This is a genomic window from Ruegeria sp. H7 (genome assembly GCF_056532945.1).
Genome location: NZ_JBQFNZ010000010.1, coordinates 18,699 through 32,938, shown reverse-complemented (window position 1 = coordinate 32,938; position 14,240 = coordinate 18,699). Strand labels below are relative to the sequence as shown.

At 55.5% G+C, this 14,240-nt stretch carries 15 protein-coding genes; 1 reads left to right on the top strand and 14 read right to left on the bottom strand.

Annotated features, from left to right (window positions below; genetic code table 11):
- Positions 1-269: 269 nt before the first annotated feature.
- The 14 genes from ACR0AC_RS18385 to ACR0AC_RS18320 form a co-directional block, all read right to left on the bottom strand.
- Positions 270-1,397, bottom strand: a complete 1,128-nt coding sequence (locus ACR0AC_RS18385; RefSeq protein WP_170452290.1) for an HlyD family secretion protein — start codon at positions 1,395-1,397, stop codon at positions 270-272.
- The gene (locus ACR0AC_RS18380) at positions 1,394-1,675 is read right to left on the bottom strand and encodes a DUF3302 domain-containing protein (RefSeq protein WP_170452293.1); all 282 of its coding nucleotides are present in this window, start codon (positions 1,673-1,675) and stop codon (positions 1,394-1,396) included. The genes ACR0AC_RS18385 and ACR0AC_RS18380 overlap by 4 nt, the downstream gene beginning before the upstream one ends.
- Before the next feature lie 46 nt (positions 1,676-1,721).
- Positions 1,722-2,798 (bottom strand): DUF1254 domain-containing protein, encoded by a 1,077-nt coding sequence (locus ACR0AC_RS18375; RefSeq protein ID WP_170452295.1) that lies wholly within the window; start codon positions 2,796-2,798, stop codon positions 1,722-1,724.
- Positions 2,795-3,841 (bottom strand): DUF1214 domain-containing protein, encoded by a 1,047-nt coding sequence (locus ACR0AC_RS18370; RefSeq protein ID WP_480875323.1) that lies wholly within the window; start codon positions 3,839-3,841, stop codon positions 2,795-2,797. Before ACR0AC_RS18370 ends, ACR0AC_RS18375 begins: the two co-directional genes overlap by 4 nt.
- 450 nt (positions 3,842-4,291) lie before the next feature.
- The gene (locus ACR0AC_RS18365) at positions 4,292-5,329 is read right to left on the bottom strand and encodes a hypothetical protein (protein ID WP_170417776.1); all 1,038 of its coding nucleotides are present in this window, start codon (positions 5,327-5,329) and stop codon (positions 4,292-4,294) included.
- 87 nt (positions 5,330-5,416) lie between these two features.
- Positions 5,417-7,252, bottom strand: coding sequence for a relaxase/mobilization nuclease domain-containing protein (locus ACR0AC_RS18360; protein WP_170417779.1), 1,836 nt, complete (start codon positions 7,250-7,252; stop codon positions 5,417-5,419).
- The gene (locus ACR0AC_RS18355) at positions 7,249-7,668 is read right to left on the bottom strand and encodes a hypothetical protein (RefSeq protein ID WP_170417782.1); all 420 of its coding nucleotides are present in this window, start codon (positions 7,666-7,668) and stop codon (positions 7,249-7,251) included. Before ACR0AC_RS18355 ends, ACR0AC_RS18360 begins: the two co-directional genes overlap by 4 nt.
- A gap of 472 nt (positions 7,669-8,140) precedes the next feature.
- Positions 8,141-8,341 carry a hypothetical protein gene (locus tag ACR0AC_RS18350; RefSeq protein ID WP_170417785.1) on the bottom strand — a complete coding sequence of 67 codons (201 nt, stop codon included), beginning with the start codon at positions 8,339-8,341 and terminating at the stop codon, positions 8,141-8,143.
- A gap of 683 nt (positions 8,342-9,024) precedes the next feature.
- A complete protein-coding gene (locus ACR0AC_RS18345) occupies positions 9,025-9,567 on the bottom strand; it encodes a hypothetical protein (protein WP_170417788.1) in 543 nt (180 codons plus the stop codon).
- Positions 9,568-9,589: 22 nt separating this feature from the next.
- Positions 9,590-9,880, bottom strand: coding sequence for an addiction module antidote protein (locus ACR0AC_RS18340; RefSeq protein ID WP_152460667.1), 291 nt, complete (start codon positions 9,878-9,880; stop codon positions 9,590-9,592).
- A gap of 5 nt (positions 9,881-9,885) precedes the next feature.
- A complete protein-coding gene (locus ACR0AC_RS18335; RefSeq protein ID WP_170417791.1) occupies positions 9,886-10,179 on the bottom strand; it encodes a type II toxin-antitoxin system RelE/ParE family toxin in 294 nt (97 codons plus the stop codon).
- A gap of 115 nt (positions 10,180-10,294) precedes the next feature.
- Positions 10,295-12,160 (bottom strand): ParB/RepB/Spo0J family partition protein, encoded by a 1,866-nt coding sequence (locus ACR0AC_RS18330; RefSeq protein ID WP_480875320.1) that lies wholly within the window; start codon positions 12,158-12,160, stop codon positions 10,295-10,297.
- Between the two features lie 218 nt (positions 12,161-12,378).
- Positions 12,379-12,783, bottom strand: coding sequence for a DUF3768 domain-containing protein (locus ACR0AC_RS18325; protein ID WP_152460664.1), 405 nt, complete (start codon positions 12,781-12,783; stop codon positions 12,379-12,381).
- A gap of 527 nt (positions 12,784-13,310) precedes the next feature.
- Entirely contained in the window at positions 13,311-13,580 is a 270-nt protein-coding gene (locus tag ACR0AC_RS18320; RefSeq protein WP_245220702.1) for a WGR domain-containing protein, read from the bottom strand.
- A 233-nt stretch (positions 13,581-13,813) separates the two neighbouring features.
- On the opposite strand from ACR0AC_RS18320, the gene ACR0AC_RS18315 reads away from it, so the two are divergent.
- A complete protein-coding gene (locus ACR0AC_RS18315) occupies positions 13,814-14,206 on the top strand; it encodes a GFA family protein (RefSeq protein WP_152460663.1) in 393 nt (130 codons plus the stop codon).
- The last annotated feature ends 34 nt before the right edge of the window (positions 14,207-14,240 follow it).

The following is a 14,240-nucleotide window of genomic DNA, read 5'->3' as shown; positions in this document are numbered from 1 at the left end:
TAGGGGTCGGTCCTCAAAGTCTCTTGCTTTGCAACATACAAAGCACTTCTCGATAAGACCTATGCAAAAAGTGGATCTCTGATCGGGGATTTTGGCTATGCCAGCGGCAAATCGAGTCGGTTCCTGGTTGCTACACAGGTCAACTATCGCGCTAGCATGAATTTGAGATGTTTCTACAGCCCTAATGACGGGCTAAGCATGGCTAAAATATTTCTGGTTCTGCCGAAAACACCTAGCGAATGTACTAATTTCGAGTGGCGTCCGTGCGCCTACAGTCCTGGTCTGATGTAATTCAGGATCGAATTCATCCTGACAATTACTTTGCGGATCACGTGCGTTGCCGCTGCTGAATCAGTGTACATCGCCGCCAAACCGGCTGCGCCCGGAGGAATCGATGCCAGTACATCAGGGTCGTCCGGAATAATGGTAACGATGAAGGGCTCGCTTACGATCTCCCCAGCCTGAAAGACAGTTCCGCTGACTTGAGCTTGTCCCTGTGAAGAAATATCGAAGATCGTATCCACCGTGCCGGTTACCAGCTCTCCCGGTCTGATCTTGAAGGCAATTTCAGCAGGTTGACCTGGCCGAAGATGGCGGAGGTAGATCTGATGTACCTGAACGACCAAGGCTTTTTCAGCAGTGTCAACGAACACTCCCGCGGGCGAAAACGGGAACGATACCACTCTTTGACCTTCTGTGATGGCAAGGTTGTTCACAAAGCCTTCCGAAGGAGCACGGACAATTGTCTCTTGCAGATTCCACTGCGCCTGATCAAGCGCCGCTTGCGCCTCCGCAAGCTTAGCGACAACGCCATCCGGTGTGAGGGCATCGAGTTCGACCTGTGCCCGAGACACGGCCGCCTGTGCTTGATCAACTGAGCCTTGTGCCGCTTCGAGATTGGATTGACGGGTTTCAAGCCGATTTTCCGAAATAGCCCCGCTTTCGACAAGCCTACTATCATCCTCAAAGCGTGATTGAGCCAAGTCTCTTTGCGCAATTGCCTGACGCAGTTGCGCCTCGGCGGACGCAAGGTTCTCACGGTCCTGCCGAATTTGTGCCTCGACACGTGAAACAGTTGCTTGCGCTCGTTCAACCGCAATTTCGAAGGGTTCCGGATCAATACGGAACAACACGTCACCCTCTTGCATCGGAACATTCGGTTCTGCCACGACCTCGACAACCTCGCCAGCAACGTTAGGCACGATTGAAACTGCTCTGGTTAGAACCTTGACCGGTCCGGAGGGTGCACCCCACTGCATGGGAATGAAAAGGAAGATGAGCAGGATAACCATCCACCCAATGGTGGAAAGCCACGTCGCCTTGGAGTTTGGAAGAACCTTGAGTTTTACAAGAATGAAAAGGACAGCAACATATATGAGGGTCAGGAAGACAATCATGACGCGCCTTTCGACCGAGCACTGGTTTCAGCTTCGGTTGCTGAATTCGTTATTGTTTGCAGCGGCGACTTTGTGAATGCCCAAATCAATGCAAGCGGCCAAAATATGCCAAAAGTAATCGCTCCCACCCAGCCAGCGACATTGATCGCATCTGCTTGGGGATGCTCGCGTTGCTTCGCGATTTTCCCCGGTAACATTGCCAGGATCACAAATCCTACGATGGCTGTGAGGATCAGTATGACAAGCACGACCCACGCAAAAATGTCCAAGCCGCTCACTCTAAATGCCTCCCTGTATTAGCTGTGCCCACCGAGCTATGTTGGTCTAATTCGCCGGAACAATTTCCGGAACACGGTAGGCTCGAAATTCTTCGACATCCGGTCGATATGCCCGAAGCAGCAGGTTCCAACCGTCTTCGGGTGTGAAGGCGAAGTTGGGAGCAAGTGCGCGACAGTCCTCGCCACCGAATGCAACGTCAAACGAGCCGTCGTCGTTGCTGACAACGCCCTGGTTTGAGCTGACGATGCTATCCGTGTCCGACATCAAGTATTTCTGCGGCCCATATACCGTGATGGAAAAGAATGCATCGACTGGCACTTTCGGGAAAGTTGCAGTGTAGCAAGCGCCTCCCACAGCGTTTTCAGGACCACCGATAGCGTACATTGCGTTTTCGTCCGCTGACAAACCCCAGGCGCCTGCCGTCACATAGGTGAAATACTCCCAGTCCTCAACATCGGCGACCCGCTTCTGCATCGCACCGAACGATGAAGGCAGCTTGGAATACTCAGCCAGCAGGGCGGCGCGCACCCTTTCAAGCACCTCCGCGTCAAAGCTCGGCAGATCATTCTCTGGTGCGGCGCCAGAGATTACATATTGTGGCTGAAGTTCTTCTGTCACAACACGCACATCATCTGCCGTAGCATCCGTTCCGGTCCGAATGCCAACGGCAACGAAATCGGTCTCGAAATCCTCGGACGAAAACGTGTATTGGCCGTCCCCGTACAGGTAGAACGGCGTCATGTGGTCTTCCGTAATGATCTGGATCGATAGAAACCGGTCGCCCACATCTGGCACATCCAGCGTAAACCCCTGTCGCGCGTTAACGATTGCAATCGAATAGATCGTGTCGTTATTTGGCGAAACGACCCAGCGGTCGTCGGCGGTAGACAGGTTCGTGAAGTGAAAGAATTGGTTTATGCCAGAGCGGCCCATGAAGTTCGCGAAAAACGCCCGGCTATCTGCGTTGATGTATTCGGCGGCGCTCATCCCGTAATCGTTCGGATCTGTGGACCAGCCGGAACTGTCTATGTCCGGGATATCCGCTAGCACCGTCGGTACGATCAGAGTGCTGCACAACAAGGCGGCTGTAATCTTGTGGAACTTGCTGGATGCGCTTTTCATTTTGTTTCAACCTCGACTGTCAAGTCAGCGCCGGGAACGGGAACATAGGCGCGAAGGACGCCATAAAATGGCGTTCCGGTCGGAATGCCGTTCAGCCCCTCGCCGGACGGGCTGAGCGTTACGGTATAGGTGCCGTCTTCATTCGGCTCGGCTGTATAGCTGGTTTGATCATAGATGCCCTTGTCGTTGGGGATCAGCAGTTTGTTGGCGGACGCATAGACCGTAACGGAGAAATAGCCGCCTTCTTCGACGATGTTTGCAGGGACTGTCAGATCGTAGGTGTCTTCACCGTTGAACGGCTGGCTGTTTTCGTCAAACGCAAGCAGGCCGTACCTCACCACGTTGGACGGCGTGCCAAGCTGTCCTTGGAACACGCCGACCGCAGCGTGAATCTCGCCCACATCGCCTGAAACCGACCCGAATATCTTGTCGGTATCTACAAGCGGCACCGCTGTTTCGATGAGCGTCAGTGCCGCCGCCTCGGTTTCAGGCGAAAATCGCTGCACGTCGCGGTCCATGTCACCCTGGCCGCCTTCCATCACAATCTCGCTGCTCAGCGCCATGACCTCGTCAAGATTGTCGACGACGACCATGCGGCTAAAGGCAAGCCCTTGGTCGGTTTCGAGAGCCAATTTGTGGAAGTTGCCCTCGGGCAGGGATTGCCCGGGTCGGTACAGCAGGATCGGCAAATCCGGGTTCACGATGACGCCCGGTATGTTGTGCTTCATGTCGAAAATCGACACCGAGAAGTAGCGGTCGTATTGCGGCGTGTGGATGATCGCCGGGCCTTCGGACAGGCTGAACCAGTTATAGCCGTAATTTACCGTCGCCTGGGGCGTGATCACCGTGTCATCGGTGGGATCGACGAGTCCCGTGAACTGAAAGCTGCCCGGCTCGTTGGTTTCGAGCCAGCGCTGCATCATGCGCACCTGTTCCTGGTTGGGATACTCGCGGATATAGTTTTCGATGGTGTCCTGAGCAAATGCAGGAACAGCAAAGAACGGCAGAAACAATATCAGATTGCACAGCTTGCGTATCAACATGTCGTTTCGTACCTTCTTGATCCAGTGATTTCGAGTTTATCACCTTGAACGTAACACTGAGCCAATCTAGGTCAAACTTCTGGGGATTGGGTGCTGTTGTGACGCACAATTCATACGGGAGTTGTATGTCCGTAGAAAACGGATGAGTTTGACGTGGCCCAAAACCCTTCAAGAATGAGCCTTTGTCTCACCAAGTTTCGGCACCATTGTTGATCATATACCGCCGCCTTCGACTGGCTTCCCCAAAAGCGGTCGTTGGCAAACTTGCGGCGAATGGCCGTTTCGTCCGCTTCTTGCCTATTCAAACGTGGTGCAGCGAATGCCCGGAATGTCCAAGGACAAGAGTCCGTCCCAATCGGAACAGACCCCACATTACTCCAACCCGGTGGTCTCGCTGTTCCCGGCAACACATTCACCGGCGCGAACAATCATCTATCATGTCCTCCGTGGTTAAAGACTGTGTCCATCATACTCATGGACGTGGGTAGCCTGTTCGCGGGTATGGGCAATCTCTTGCACCACGGCGGCAATCTTGCTGGATGAAACTTGGTGCAGCTCACCAACAACGGCCTCCGCGCGCTCGTAGCTGTCCGGAACGCCTTGGCTGTTGAAATGGGCGGCAGCGGTGGAAATGTCCGCGTCTTTCCAAGTCGCCGTTGTGCCGATTGAAACGCTGTCATGATCGTTGTAGCGGGCCAGGAACTTGCTTCCGTCGAGACCGAAGCTGTGCGCGGTCGCCACAATGTCATCACGCACAGCCAGCCATTTTTCGGCTTCCGTGGGGTCCAGGTTGTCCAACTCGGCCGCATTCATGGATGTGGTGTAGCTGTCATCAGCCAAAGTGTATGCCTGCAGGTCGGTGTCATATGGGCGCAGTTCGGCAACATCGCCTTTCAACTCCCCGATCTGAACGTCCATTGCGGCACGCAAGTGTGGATCTTCGACCTCTCGTGCAAGAGCCTCCATGTTCTCGATGGAGTTCACGATGTCCTTGGTCTGCTGCTCGTAGTTCTCAAAGATGGCCTCCCCCAAAGCGGATTGCATATACTGAACATAGCGATCACCGGGCGACTGGTAGTCGTCGGACTCCTGAAAATCCTTGTCACCACTCAGATCCGCAAGGGACGAATAGTAAGGGTGATACAGATCGTATTCCTGAGCATCACTCATGTGCTGAGAAACCAAAGCCTGCATATCGTTCAGATCAACCGGCTCCCCTGACCGCTCCGCAGCTTCAAATTCGATTTTGAATTCTTCGACCAGATCTTGTTGCGCAGTATGTTCGTCAACACGGCGGTTGGCCTGGTCCTCGATGTCGAAGCTGTTTGAGGCGATGGCTGCACGATCAAAGCCCATCGCCTGCTGTTCTTTCCTGATGATGTCGATCTGCTCTGAAACGCGATCTTCACGCGGGGCGGATTGATCAAATCTGGAATAGGGTGCGAAGTGTTCGACTTCGTTCAAAAGATAGTCTGTACGCGAAACCATAGTTTTTCCTTTGCGAGTTGATGGAAAACTCTGTGATGGGTCTGCCTGGGGCGTTGGCGCGCGCATCAGGCAGACCGGTTAAAGTCCTTACAAGCTGTGCCCGTCATCGTCACCGCGCCCCTGCAAGAGCGGGTGCGTTGCGTGGGCGTGAACGTCTGAAAGTTCTTCTGAGATTGCGATGATCCTGGAAGACGCAAGCTGGTGCAGCTCGTCAACAACGGCCTCAGCGCGGTCGTGGCTGTCGGGTAATCCTTGCGCCTGGAAGTGGGCCGCGGCGGTCGAAATGTCGTCGCTGCGCCATCCCATTGTTGTACCCAGGGTGACGTTCTGATGATCGCCAAAGCGGGCAACGAACGCCTCGCCATCGAGGCCGTAGCTGCTGGCCGTGTCGGTGACTTCTTTGCGGATCGCTGCCCACTTGCCGGCCTCTGAATAATCCAAGACATCCATTTCGGCAGTGCCCATTCCCATCATCGTTGAATAGCGGCGGTCCTCGATGATGAAGGCTTGAAGGTCCGGATCGTTGGTGCGCAGGTCCGCAACGTCGCCCTTCAACTCGCCAATTTGAATATCCATAGCGACACGCAGATGAGGGTCGTCAACCTCACGGGCCAGCCCTTCCATCTTGTCGATGGATTGCAGCAATTCTTTGGTCTGAGTCTGGAAGTCCTCATAGGCCCCCTTGCCCAAGGTGTCCTGTATATAGACCTCGTACCGGCGTGCTGCCGGGGCATAATCAGCGGACGACTGGAACGCCTTGTCATCGACAATATCAGCAAGGGCAGACAGATACGGATGGCTCTGTTCGTTGTCCCGAACGTCGCTGATATGGGCAACAACCTGAGCCTTCAGCTCGGGTGCGATTGTTTCCTCAGAACCGCCTAATTCGATGTGTCGCCGCAAGTTGCTCATGACTTCGGGCGACACATAAGACGGGTCTCCTGGCTCGCCGTAATCATCAAAATGATGGGCTTGATCCAGCAGATGTTCCATTCTCGATACCATAGGTTCCTCACTTTCAACGAGTTGGATGGCAAACTCTTCGATCCGGTCTTTGACAGCGTTGGCGCGCTCATCAAACAGATCCGACATTCTTGCGATGGAGAGTGTCATCACATCACCGGCCATGTCGCGGGCCGTAACTTCAACCTCCGGAGTGCTTTCAACAACAGACAGTCCGGCCTGAACCTTCCACGTGTCGGTCTCAACTTCCTGCCGCAAACCGCGCTCAAGGCGGGTCGTTGCGGTCAGCTCAATTCCGTATCCTTCGGCAACCTCAACCTGGATAGAGCGCTGAACGTCGATGTTCATGTCGCTGCTCATACCCATAGCCAACCACTGCCCATGTTCCACGCCTCGGTTATTCACAACGATGTGGACATGGGGGTTGTCAGTGTCGTTGTGGAACACGGTCAGATAGTCCCAGGTATCGCCAAAATCACCGCTCCCAAACAGGCGATCCGCGAAGTCCAAACCGGCCTCATGCGCGGCATCCGGATAGGTGCCTTCGGGAAAAGAAACGATCATGTGACGGGTATAACCATAGTTGGTTTTCCCGTTGAAATCCTCGGCCCAGGTCTCGATCAGATCACTCACCTGATCGGCATCGAGCGGGGTCACACCATTGTCGCGGATGTCCAACACGCCCTCTGCCCTGACGGTCAGGTAATTGATCTGGCGGCGCAGCTCATGCGCTTTTTTCACCCCACCTTTGCGGACGTGTTTCACAACCGCCTCGGGCTTTCCAACCACAGCACCAAGCCGCGCCTTGATGGATGAGGCCCGCGAGATCATGAACTTCATGCGCTTGGCGGTTTGCAGCTGCTGGCTGATCTGCTTGGACCGATCGATACCCTTCTGCGCTTCCCGGAAGGCTAGCTCCAGAAAGTCCCCTGCCGTCAAATTGTGAGCCGCGACGTTCATGCTTCAGATGTCCTCTCATCGTCGCGCAAGATTCGGCGAATGGCGGAGTCTGGCTCTCGGTTTCGGCGGGCCGCGGTGATCAGCGCCTTCAGGTCTTGCCGGTGCTGGATGATCGCACGATGGAGGTTTTCGACATCGCGCCGGTCGTCATCGGTCCAGATCACCGAACCGCGTTTGGCCGATTTTGCGAGCTGATTGAGGTTGGTGTATCCACCCTGAACCTGCCGCAAGTGCGTCTGCCAGAGATCGACAACGGCCGGGTCAGGATCGAGATACCCGATCAGACGATAGATCAGTCGTTGGATGATCTGGTTGCGGCTCTTGGCCCCAAGCGACTGCACGGCCTCCTCCAAACGCACCAACGCATCTGACGGCAATCGAACGGAAAAGACAGTGGTGTCGCCGGGCTTGCTCAATGTATACCTCTGGTTGTTTTTATGACTTGTAACACAACTACCTTATCCTGTCATACTCTCCAAGAGGAAACCGGGGGTGATTTTAGAAATCCGTATTTTCTCAAATTGCCCCCGGAACAGTTTTGCTCTTGGAGGCAATCTCCACGCCGGGAAAAGGGTCCTGCCCCTTTTCCAGCCAGCAGGCGTGGGTGCCGGTGGACCGGCGCAGGGCAATCACGCAAAGCGGGAGCTGCCCGAACAGCGCCCGTCACATACCGGCACGTTCAAGGTCAGTATGGCATTTTCCGCGCGCCTCAGCGCGCTCAATGTCCCGCCGCTTTCGCGGCGGGTGTGGCAGGGTTGTCTGCTGCCGCATTGGGGCAGGTCGGCACCCCTGCCCGGTCTTAGGACCGCGCGCCACCTGTGGCGCATATGTGGTCCGGCCTGCGGCCGGAGCAGAAGAAAGGGCGGCTTGCGCCGCCCTGCCCTCCCGTCATTCGGTGACGGGATCGTCATCGGTGCGCTTCGGGAAGGCCACCATCTCAACGCCAGGGAACATGCTGTGCTTGACCTGGATCGAGGTGATGGTGCCGGTCTCATCGGTATTGACGAAGAGCACCCCGCATCGATCCCAGAATGTCTTGCCTTCTTTTTCACCGGTCTTGACGCTCAGTTTCAGAGTTTGAGTTGCCATTGTTTGATCCTCGCTATGGCGTGTTTCGATGAACAAGGGAAAAGCGGGCATCAAGGGGATGTCAGCAGGGAATTTGATCCGCGCGGAATGCGCCGCAGGCGCAGGGGACATTCCTTGTTGAAGCGCGGCGCCCGGCCCGGGCGCCGCGCGTCTTCCCCGACTGCCCGCTTATGTTCATCCCTTCAGAAACACCGCAGCCGAGGATCTTCTCCGGCAACGTACTTGAAACTGTCAGACCTGGTGAAAGGCAAGGCTTTCTGGGATCGCTGCGCGCGGAACATCTGAACAAAACGATGTCTTTGATGGCGGCAACATCACCTCGATCCGACACAGGCGCGGCGCTCAGTTCTAAGTTGGGGGTTGCCCTTCTGGGTCGGTATGACCGTCGTCGCAAAGGATGAAGAATGACGGACGGTGCAAACCGCCCTATCCAACTGGCGGAGGCCAAAGACCGGACGGTCCGGCCCTGGTCCGTGCTTGTGCGGATCAGGTAAACAGCCGGACTCAATTTGGATTGGCGGGTTCGGTAGGACGCCCCGGTAATCCGCAAGAACTCTCTCAAGCGCTGTCGCGGGGCGAGACCGGCGCACGGGCAGATACAGTGATGAGTACGCCAAGAAAAAGGCCCACCGAAGCGGGCCACGAGTTTAACCAAAGGAAAATCTGGAGGTATTCTTTACAGGCTAACGCTTGCGCGCGCGATCGACAACACCGTCAGCTGTGATCGTGGCAATGCGATCCTCTGTGCGGCGGGTCATTTCCACCCCGTCACCCGTCATATGCGCCTCGGCAAATTCCGTGAACTTGAAGATGCTGCCATCTGCTTCAACATGGGTTTCGTCCTCTGCCGAGCGCCGCTTCACCGATCCGTCATGGCGGATTTCGATGATCGTGTTGTCGGCCATTCGGACCGTCACGGTATGCTCATCTACAGCGACACCCTGCCACCAGGCATCTGCATCGCGGCGCACAACAATGCGGTTTGGGTGCAGCTTGATCTGCACGTCCTGTACCTCGTCCGGATCAGCGGCTTTGACGACCACGATGGCCTCCTGCGCGCTGGGATCACCATGGATCGACGCGCTCCCGTTTTTTGGCGGCCAGAGCTTCGGCTGTGTGCGCGGCTTGCCCTTCTGGTCTGTATGAAACCCGACGAACATCTGCGCGGATTTCCAGACGCGGCGGGCGGCTTTTTCAACCGTAGACGGAGCTGCATCGGTGGACATGGTGGATAGCCTTTAAAGTGGGTTAATTCACGTGCATTTTCGGGGTGAGCGTCACACCCACAGCGCTCAGCACTTTCAGCACCGTGCCAAACTCGGGATTGCCATTTTCGCTAAGTGCGCGGTAGAGGCTTTCCCGAGACAGACCAGATTTGTCGGCCACACTCGACATACCTTTGGCCTTGGCAACATCGCCAAGTGCCGACGCGATCAGCGCCGTGTCGCTGGTTTCAAAAGCCGCTTCAAGATAGGCTTGAATGGCTTCCGGGCTGTCCAGATAGTCAGCCGCTTCAAACTTCGTTGTTTTGACACCCATGTTTTTCACTCCAACTCTCTTGCCATCGCCTTGGCGGTTTTGATGTCGGCTTGCTGGGATGACTTGTCTCCCCCGCACAGCAAAACGATCAAAACGTCACCGCGCGACACATAGTAAACGCGATACCCCTTCCCTTCGGAGATACGCAGTTCACTCACACCTTCACCAACCGGTTTCACATCACCGGGATTGCCCAGGCTCAACCGCGTGATGCGAACCAAGATCCTGGCTCTCGCCCTTTGGTCCTTCAGGCCCTTGAGCCACTTGTCGAACAGGTCCGTCTTACGAATTTCTATCATACCTATATGTAGCCTACAGGCTACAACCTTTCAAGTCAAAACAACCTATACCATTGAACTAAAATCAAAAATCATTGCTGAAAAGCAGGGCGCGTTGCGCCCTGCCCTGCCAGTTTCAGAAGCAATCCGGCACCCATGCATCGATCCGGGCTTTCAGTGCCTCGGTCACGCCCAGTGCCTTTTGATGCTCTGGATCATTGAAGAGCTTGTGCAGCGCCTCGTTCTTGGCACCCTTTTTGGATTTCGCGAAGGCTTTGAACATGTCGGCGTCGATGTGCAGGTCCAGCAGGTCTTTGTAGAGATCATCCAGCTGCCAGCCTTTCAGACGCTTGAAGCAGTTTTCAGCCGAAGGGGTCCAGATCGCGCGCATGTCAGCCTCGATCTCAGCCTCGATCTCCGCCATGAACTCCGGGCGTTGGGTCAGAAACCGCCGGGCCAGAAAACCCGTGATCTCACCATTGCGGGTCTTCTTGCCCAGATCGCGAAACGCTTTGAACGCTTCCACGCTGCCTTGTGCGGCAATCTCGTGGAACTGGTCATAGGCTGCCTGTGCCGCTTCATCCCGTTCTCCGCCAAGACGCGGGTCGAGGATGAACTGGTCATCGATCTCGGGTGTGTTCCGCTCGGCACCACCATAGCCAAACCCAAACAGATTGCTGCTCAGACCGGAGGCCGGGGTGGCAAAGAAAGCAAACAGGCTCAACACATAATCAGGCTTGTCCAGCAGGGCCGTTTGAACCGCTGCCAGCCGGATCGCCACCATGTCGTCGATGAACTTCTGCGAATAAACTGGTTTTGGTTCTTCCTTGATCTCCGGTTCTTTGACCGGGGCCAGAACACCAGCCTCAATGGCAGCCTGAACATGTTCCGCCGCGACATAGGCCGGGGATGTTTTGATCTCGCCATTGTTGGTGACATAGACAAACACGCCGGACAGCTTGCGCTGCGCGTCAGAATAGAACGGCGCCGTATAGTCCTCAAGCGCGGCCAGCTCCTTTTCACCATCCGCGTCCAGAGCCTCACCCTCATAGAGTTCGGCAAGTTCGTCATACCGTTCGGCCTGTCCTTCGGTGAAGTCCCGGCTCACCATGTCCAAACGGTGCATGTCTTTCGTACCCGAGAACCCATAGGGAATGTAGCTTTCCTCATGGGTGTCCACCCAGTCCCAGCCTTCCGCGTCGCGCAGTTTTTCCGCTTCTACCGCCAGTTTCTCGGCAAACAGACGATCCAGTAACGCGCCTTCATTGAATAGGGTTTCATCGGCAAACAGATCAGCGGTGACGGTGCCGCCCGCCTCAACATAAGCCTTCTGCCCGACAAATACGGCCTTGCGGCTAGTGCTGCTAACAGCCTCCGACGTCAGTGCCTGTTTGACATCATGCTCACTGAACCACCGACATTCTTTGGCCCGTTCCAGAACCTCCAGAATTTTCTCTTCTTCGGTGCTGACGGTCATGGCCTTGGCCAGCCCCATGCTGATCTCACCGGCTTTGAGCGCATCCAGAACGGCGGCGGGCAGACTGGCAAGCGCGAGGCGGCGGCGCACATGGGATTCGGTCACGCCAAACGCATTGCTGATCTTGGCAATAGACAGAGATTTCTCGGCCATTTTGCCATAAGCACGGACCTCGTCCACAGGGTCCAGTTCTTCACGGGCGGTGTTCTCCGCATTGGCCCATTGCTCAGCCACGAAGGGATTGTCCGTGACCTTAACGGGAACCTGTGCCAGATCAGCGCGCTCAGTCACGGCGATGTTCAGAGCCCGTAGGCGGCGACCACCGGCAACGATTGCGACTTTGCCATCGGTATCGCGCAACCCGCTGAGGTTCTGGATCAAGCCACACATAACCAAACTGTCGGCCAGAAGTGCAATACCTTCCTCACCAACCTCCTGTCGTGGGTTGATGTCAGACAGGTAGAGATCGGACAGGGATACGGTTTCGATGGTTTCCGGTGCGGTGAATGTTTCGACTTTGCTCATGGGGCAAATCCTTGTTTGAGTGTTTGAGATCGTGTTAAGGGTGCCCTACCCCTTCCGGGGTAGAGCGGAGCCGTTTAGATGGCTGCGTGTTGGATCAGGAAGCGGCGCGCGATGTGGAAATTGTCGCCCTTCCTGATTAGCGCCCACGCTTCTGCGATACGTTGCTGCAAGATTTCATTGCTCATGGTGTTCACCTCCTTTCCGGTTTGGGATTGAGATCAGTATTCGCTGGGGCACATGATGGTCAGAACGCGGCGCGTCACTGACGTGTCAAACGGCCGGTCGGACCCATACGTGTAGTCCGTGTCGTAAAGATCGATCTTCCAGAACAGCTTCTGGTCACGGACTGTCACCGCCCCAAAGGTGTGATCGCCATAGGGGTCATTGCCCTCGTCAAACTGGTCATCCGACGCCACCGCTGCCAAAGCTGCAGTCTGGAACTCCATCCCTTCACCTGACACGCCGGGCGTGACAAATACCTGACCCTGAATTCCCTTAGAATGCATCTCGATTGCCGCAGTCGGATCGATCAGCGCTTTCCGAAATAGGTCATTCTGGGTCGCAATCTCTGCCGCCTGCAGGCTGGTGTCAGTGTCGATGTCTTTTGTCTTTTCAATGTCCAAAACCGTCTCTCCTTTTGTGGTGCGACCTCTGGGGTTGATCCCCTTTGGTGCTGGTTTTGAGCCGAGCCCTGAAAGGGCGTCGTCTCTAAAACCTGCCCCGTGGCGAACGCGGAGAGGGGCGAGACAGGACCAATCGACAAGAGTGGTGCGGCCCGCAGCGCAGGCGCGCGAGGACACGGTATTGTCTATTTGTCTTGTCCGAGGGGGGAGGCCGCGCCTTCCCCCTTACGGAAGGTAGCGTTTGGCTTGTCCAAATCCCGCCTGACCCACAAGGAAAGGACAAAGGATCTCTGATCCTGCGTGAGCGCAAAAGGGACCGTCACCCGAATGGGCAGATCACCACGGCATGGACCGACCATGACCCAAAGCCCCTGCCCCGGCTCGCAAGAGACGGGTCAGGGGCTACTGGGACAGGGAGATCATTCTGGGGTGTTCTGGGTGGAAGCCGATACGTCGGCTGAAACCTAGAGCCTGCTCACGAGCCGAAAGGCTCGGGATTTGCCACAGAAACAGACTGCAGCCCGAAGTCACTCACCGACCGGAACATACCCTCGACGGAGCTTTTGCTTTTCGAGATTGTGGAGCGCTTCACTAGCCAGGGCTTCGTCATCATACGTCACCATCATGGCTTGCCCGTTCGTGCCAATACGCCCCCAGGTACGAAGCACTGAAACCTCCCCAAACAACGTCGGCTGCAACTCGATGCCATAGAACCGCGCCATGTTGATCTCAGGGTCCACATGGATCAGGTGCACAGGTGTGGTGTCTGTCAGCTCCATGACGCGATTGTCGATCAATAAAGCTCGTCTGTCCAATGACTTTGCTGGAACAGTCAATTGGCAAGGATTCAGAACCGTGATGAAAACATTCGACAACTCAATCTGTCTGATGCTTGCCTCGTACCCATCCAGGTACAGGAGCTCATATTGGCACCATTCCACATTCCGCTGCTGGAACCGTTGTGACCACTGGCCAGAGTAGGTACGGTTTTCTCATATCTTGCAAAACGAAATAGAAGGATGAAGGCAACGTGGCTGAAATCTTGGAAGGCGGATGTTTTTGCGGTGAGGTTCGATACCAGGTCACTGGCAGCGCAGTAATGCAACTCATGTGTTTTTGCAGTGATTGCCTATCGATGACCGGAACGGACGGTTATGCCGGGTACATGATAAAGTCGGAAGACCTGCAGCTGCTGAAAGGCAAACCACGGACCTTTGAGAAGACCTCAAAGGAAGGTCGACCTGTCATCAAGCATTTTTGTGGCACCTGCGGATCAGGCCTGTGGGGCGTGACAGCCTTCGGATTGACGAGCATTGCGGCTGGGACATTGGATGAGCCAAACAACTTCAAGCCAACGAGCAAGGTTTTTGTGAAAGATGCCCCCAACTGGGCCAGGGTTCCCCACCATTTGGAAGAAATGTAGCGTTTGAAGCTTTGGTATCACCTACATTTCTGTC

Coding starts and splice junctions, on each gene's coding strand:
- ACR0AC_RS18365 (WP_170417776.1), bottom strand. CDS start 5,329: ATGGTTTCGCGTACAGACTATCTTTTGAACGAAGTCGAACACTTCGCA.
- ACR0AC_RS18360 (WP_170417779.1), bottom strand. CDS start 7,252: ATGAACGTCGCGGCTCACAATTTGACGGCAGGGGACTTTCTGGAGCTA.
- ACR0AC_RS18375 (WP_170452295.1), bottom strand. CDS start 2,798: ATGAAAAGCGCATCCAGCAAGTTCCACAAGATTACAGCCGCCTTGTTG.
- ACR0AC_RS18385 (WP_170452290.1), bottom strand. CDS start 1,397: ATGATTGTCTTCCTGACCCTCATATATGTTGCTGTCCTTTTCATTCTT.
- ACR0AC_RS18370 (WP_480875323.1), bottom strand. CDS start 3,841: ATGTTGATACGCAAGCTGTGCAATCTGATATTGTTTCTGCCGTTCTTT.
- ACR0AC_RS18335 (WP_170417791.1), bottom strand. CDS start 10,179: ATGATAGAAATTCGTAAGACGGACCTGTTCGACAAGTGGCTCAAGGGC.
- ACR0AC_RS18330 (WP_480875320.1), bottom strand. CDS start 12,160: ATGAGCAAAGTCGAAACATTCACCGCACCGGAAACCATCGAAACCGTA.
- ACR0AC_RS18350 (WP_170417785.1), bottom strand. CDS start 8,341: ATGGCAACTCAAACTCTGAAACTGAGCGTCAAGACCGGTGAAAAAGAA.
- ACR0AC_RS18340 (WP_152460667.1), bottom strand. CDS start 9,880: ATGGGTGTCAAAACAACGAAGTTTGAAGCGGCTGACTATCTGGACAGC.
- ACR0AC_RS18345 (WP_170417788.1), bottom strand. CDS start 9,567: ATGTCCACCGATGCAGCTCCGTCTACGGTTGAAAAAGCCGCCCGCCGC.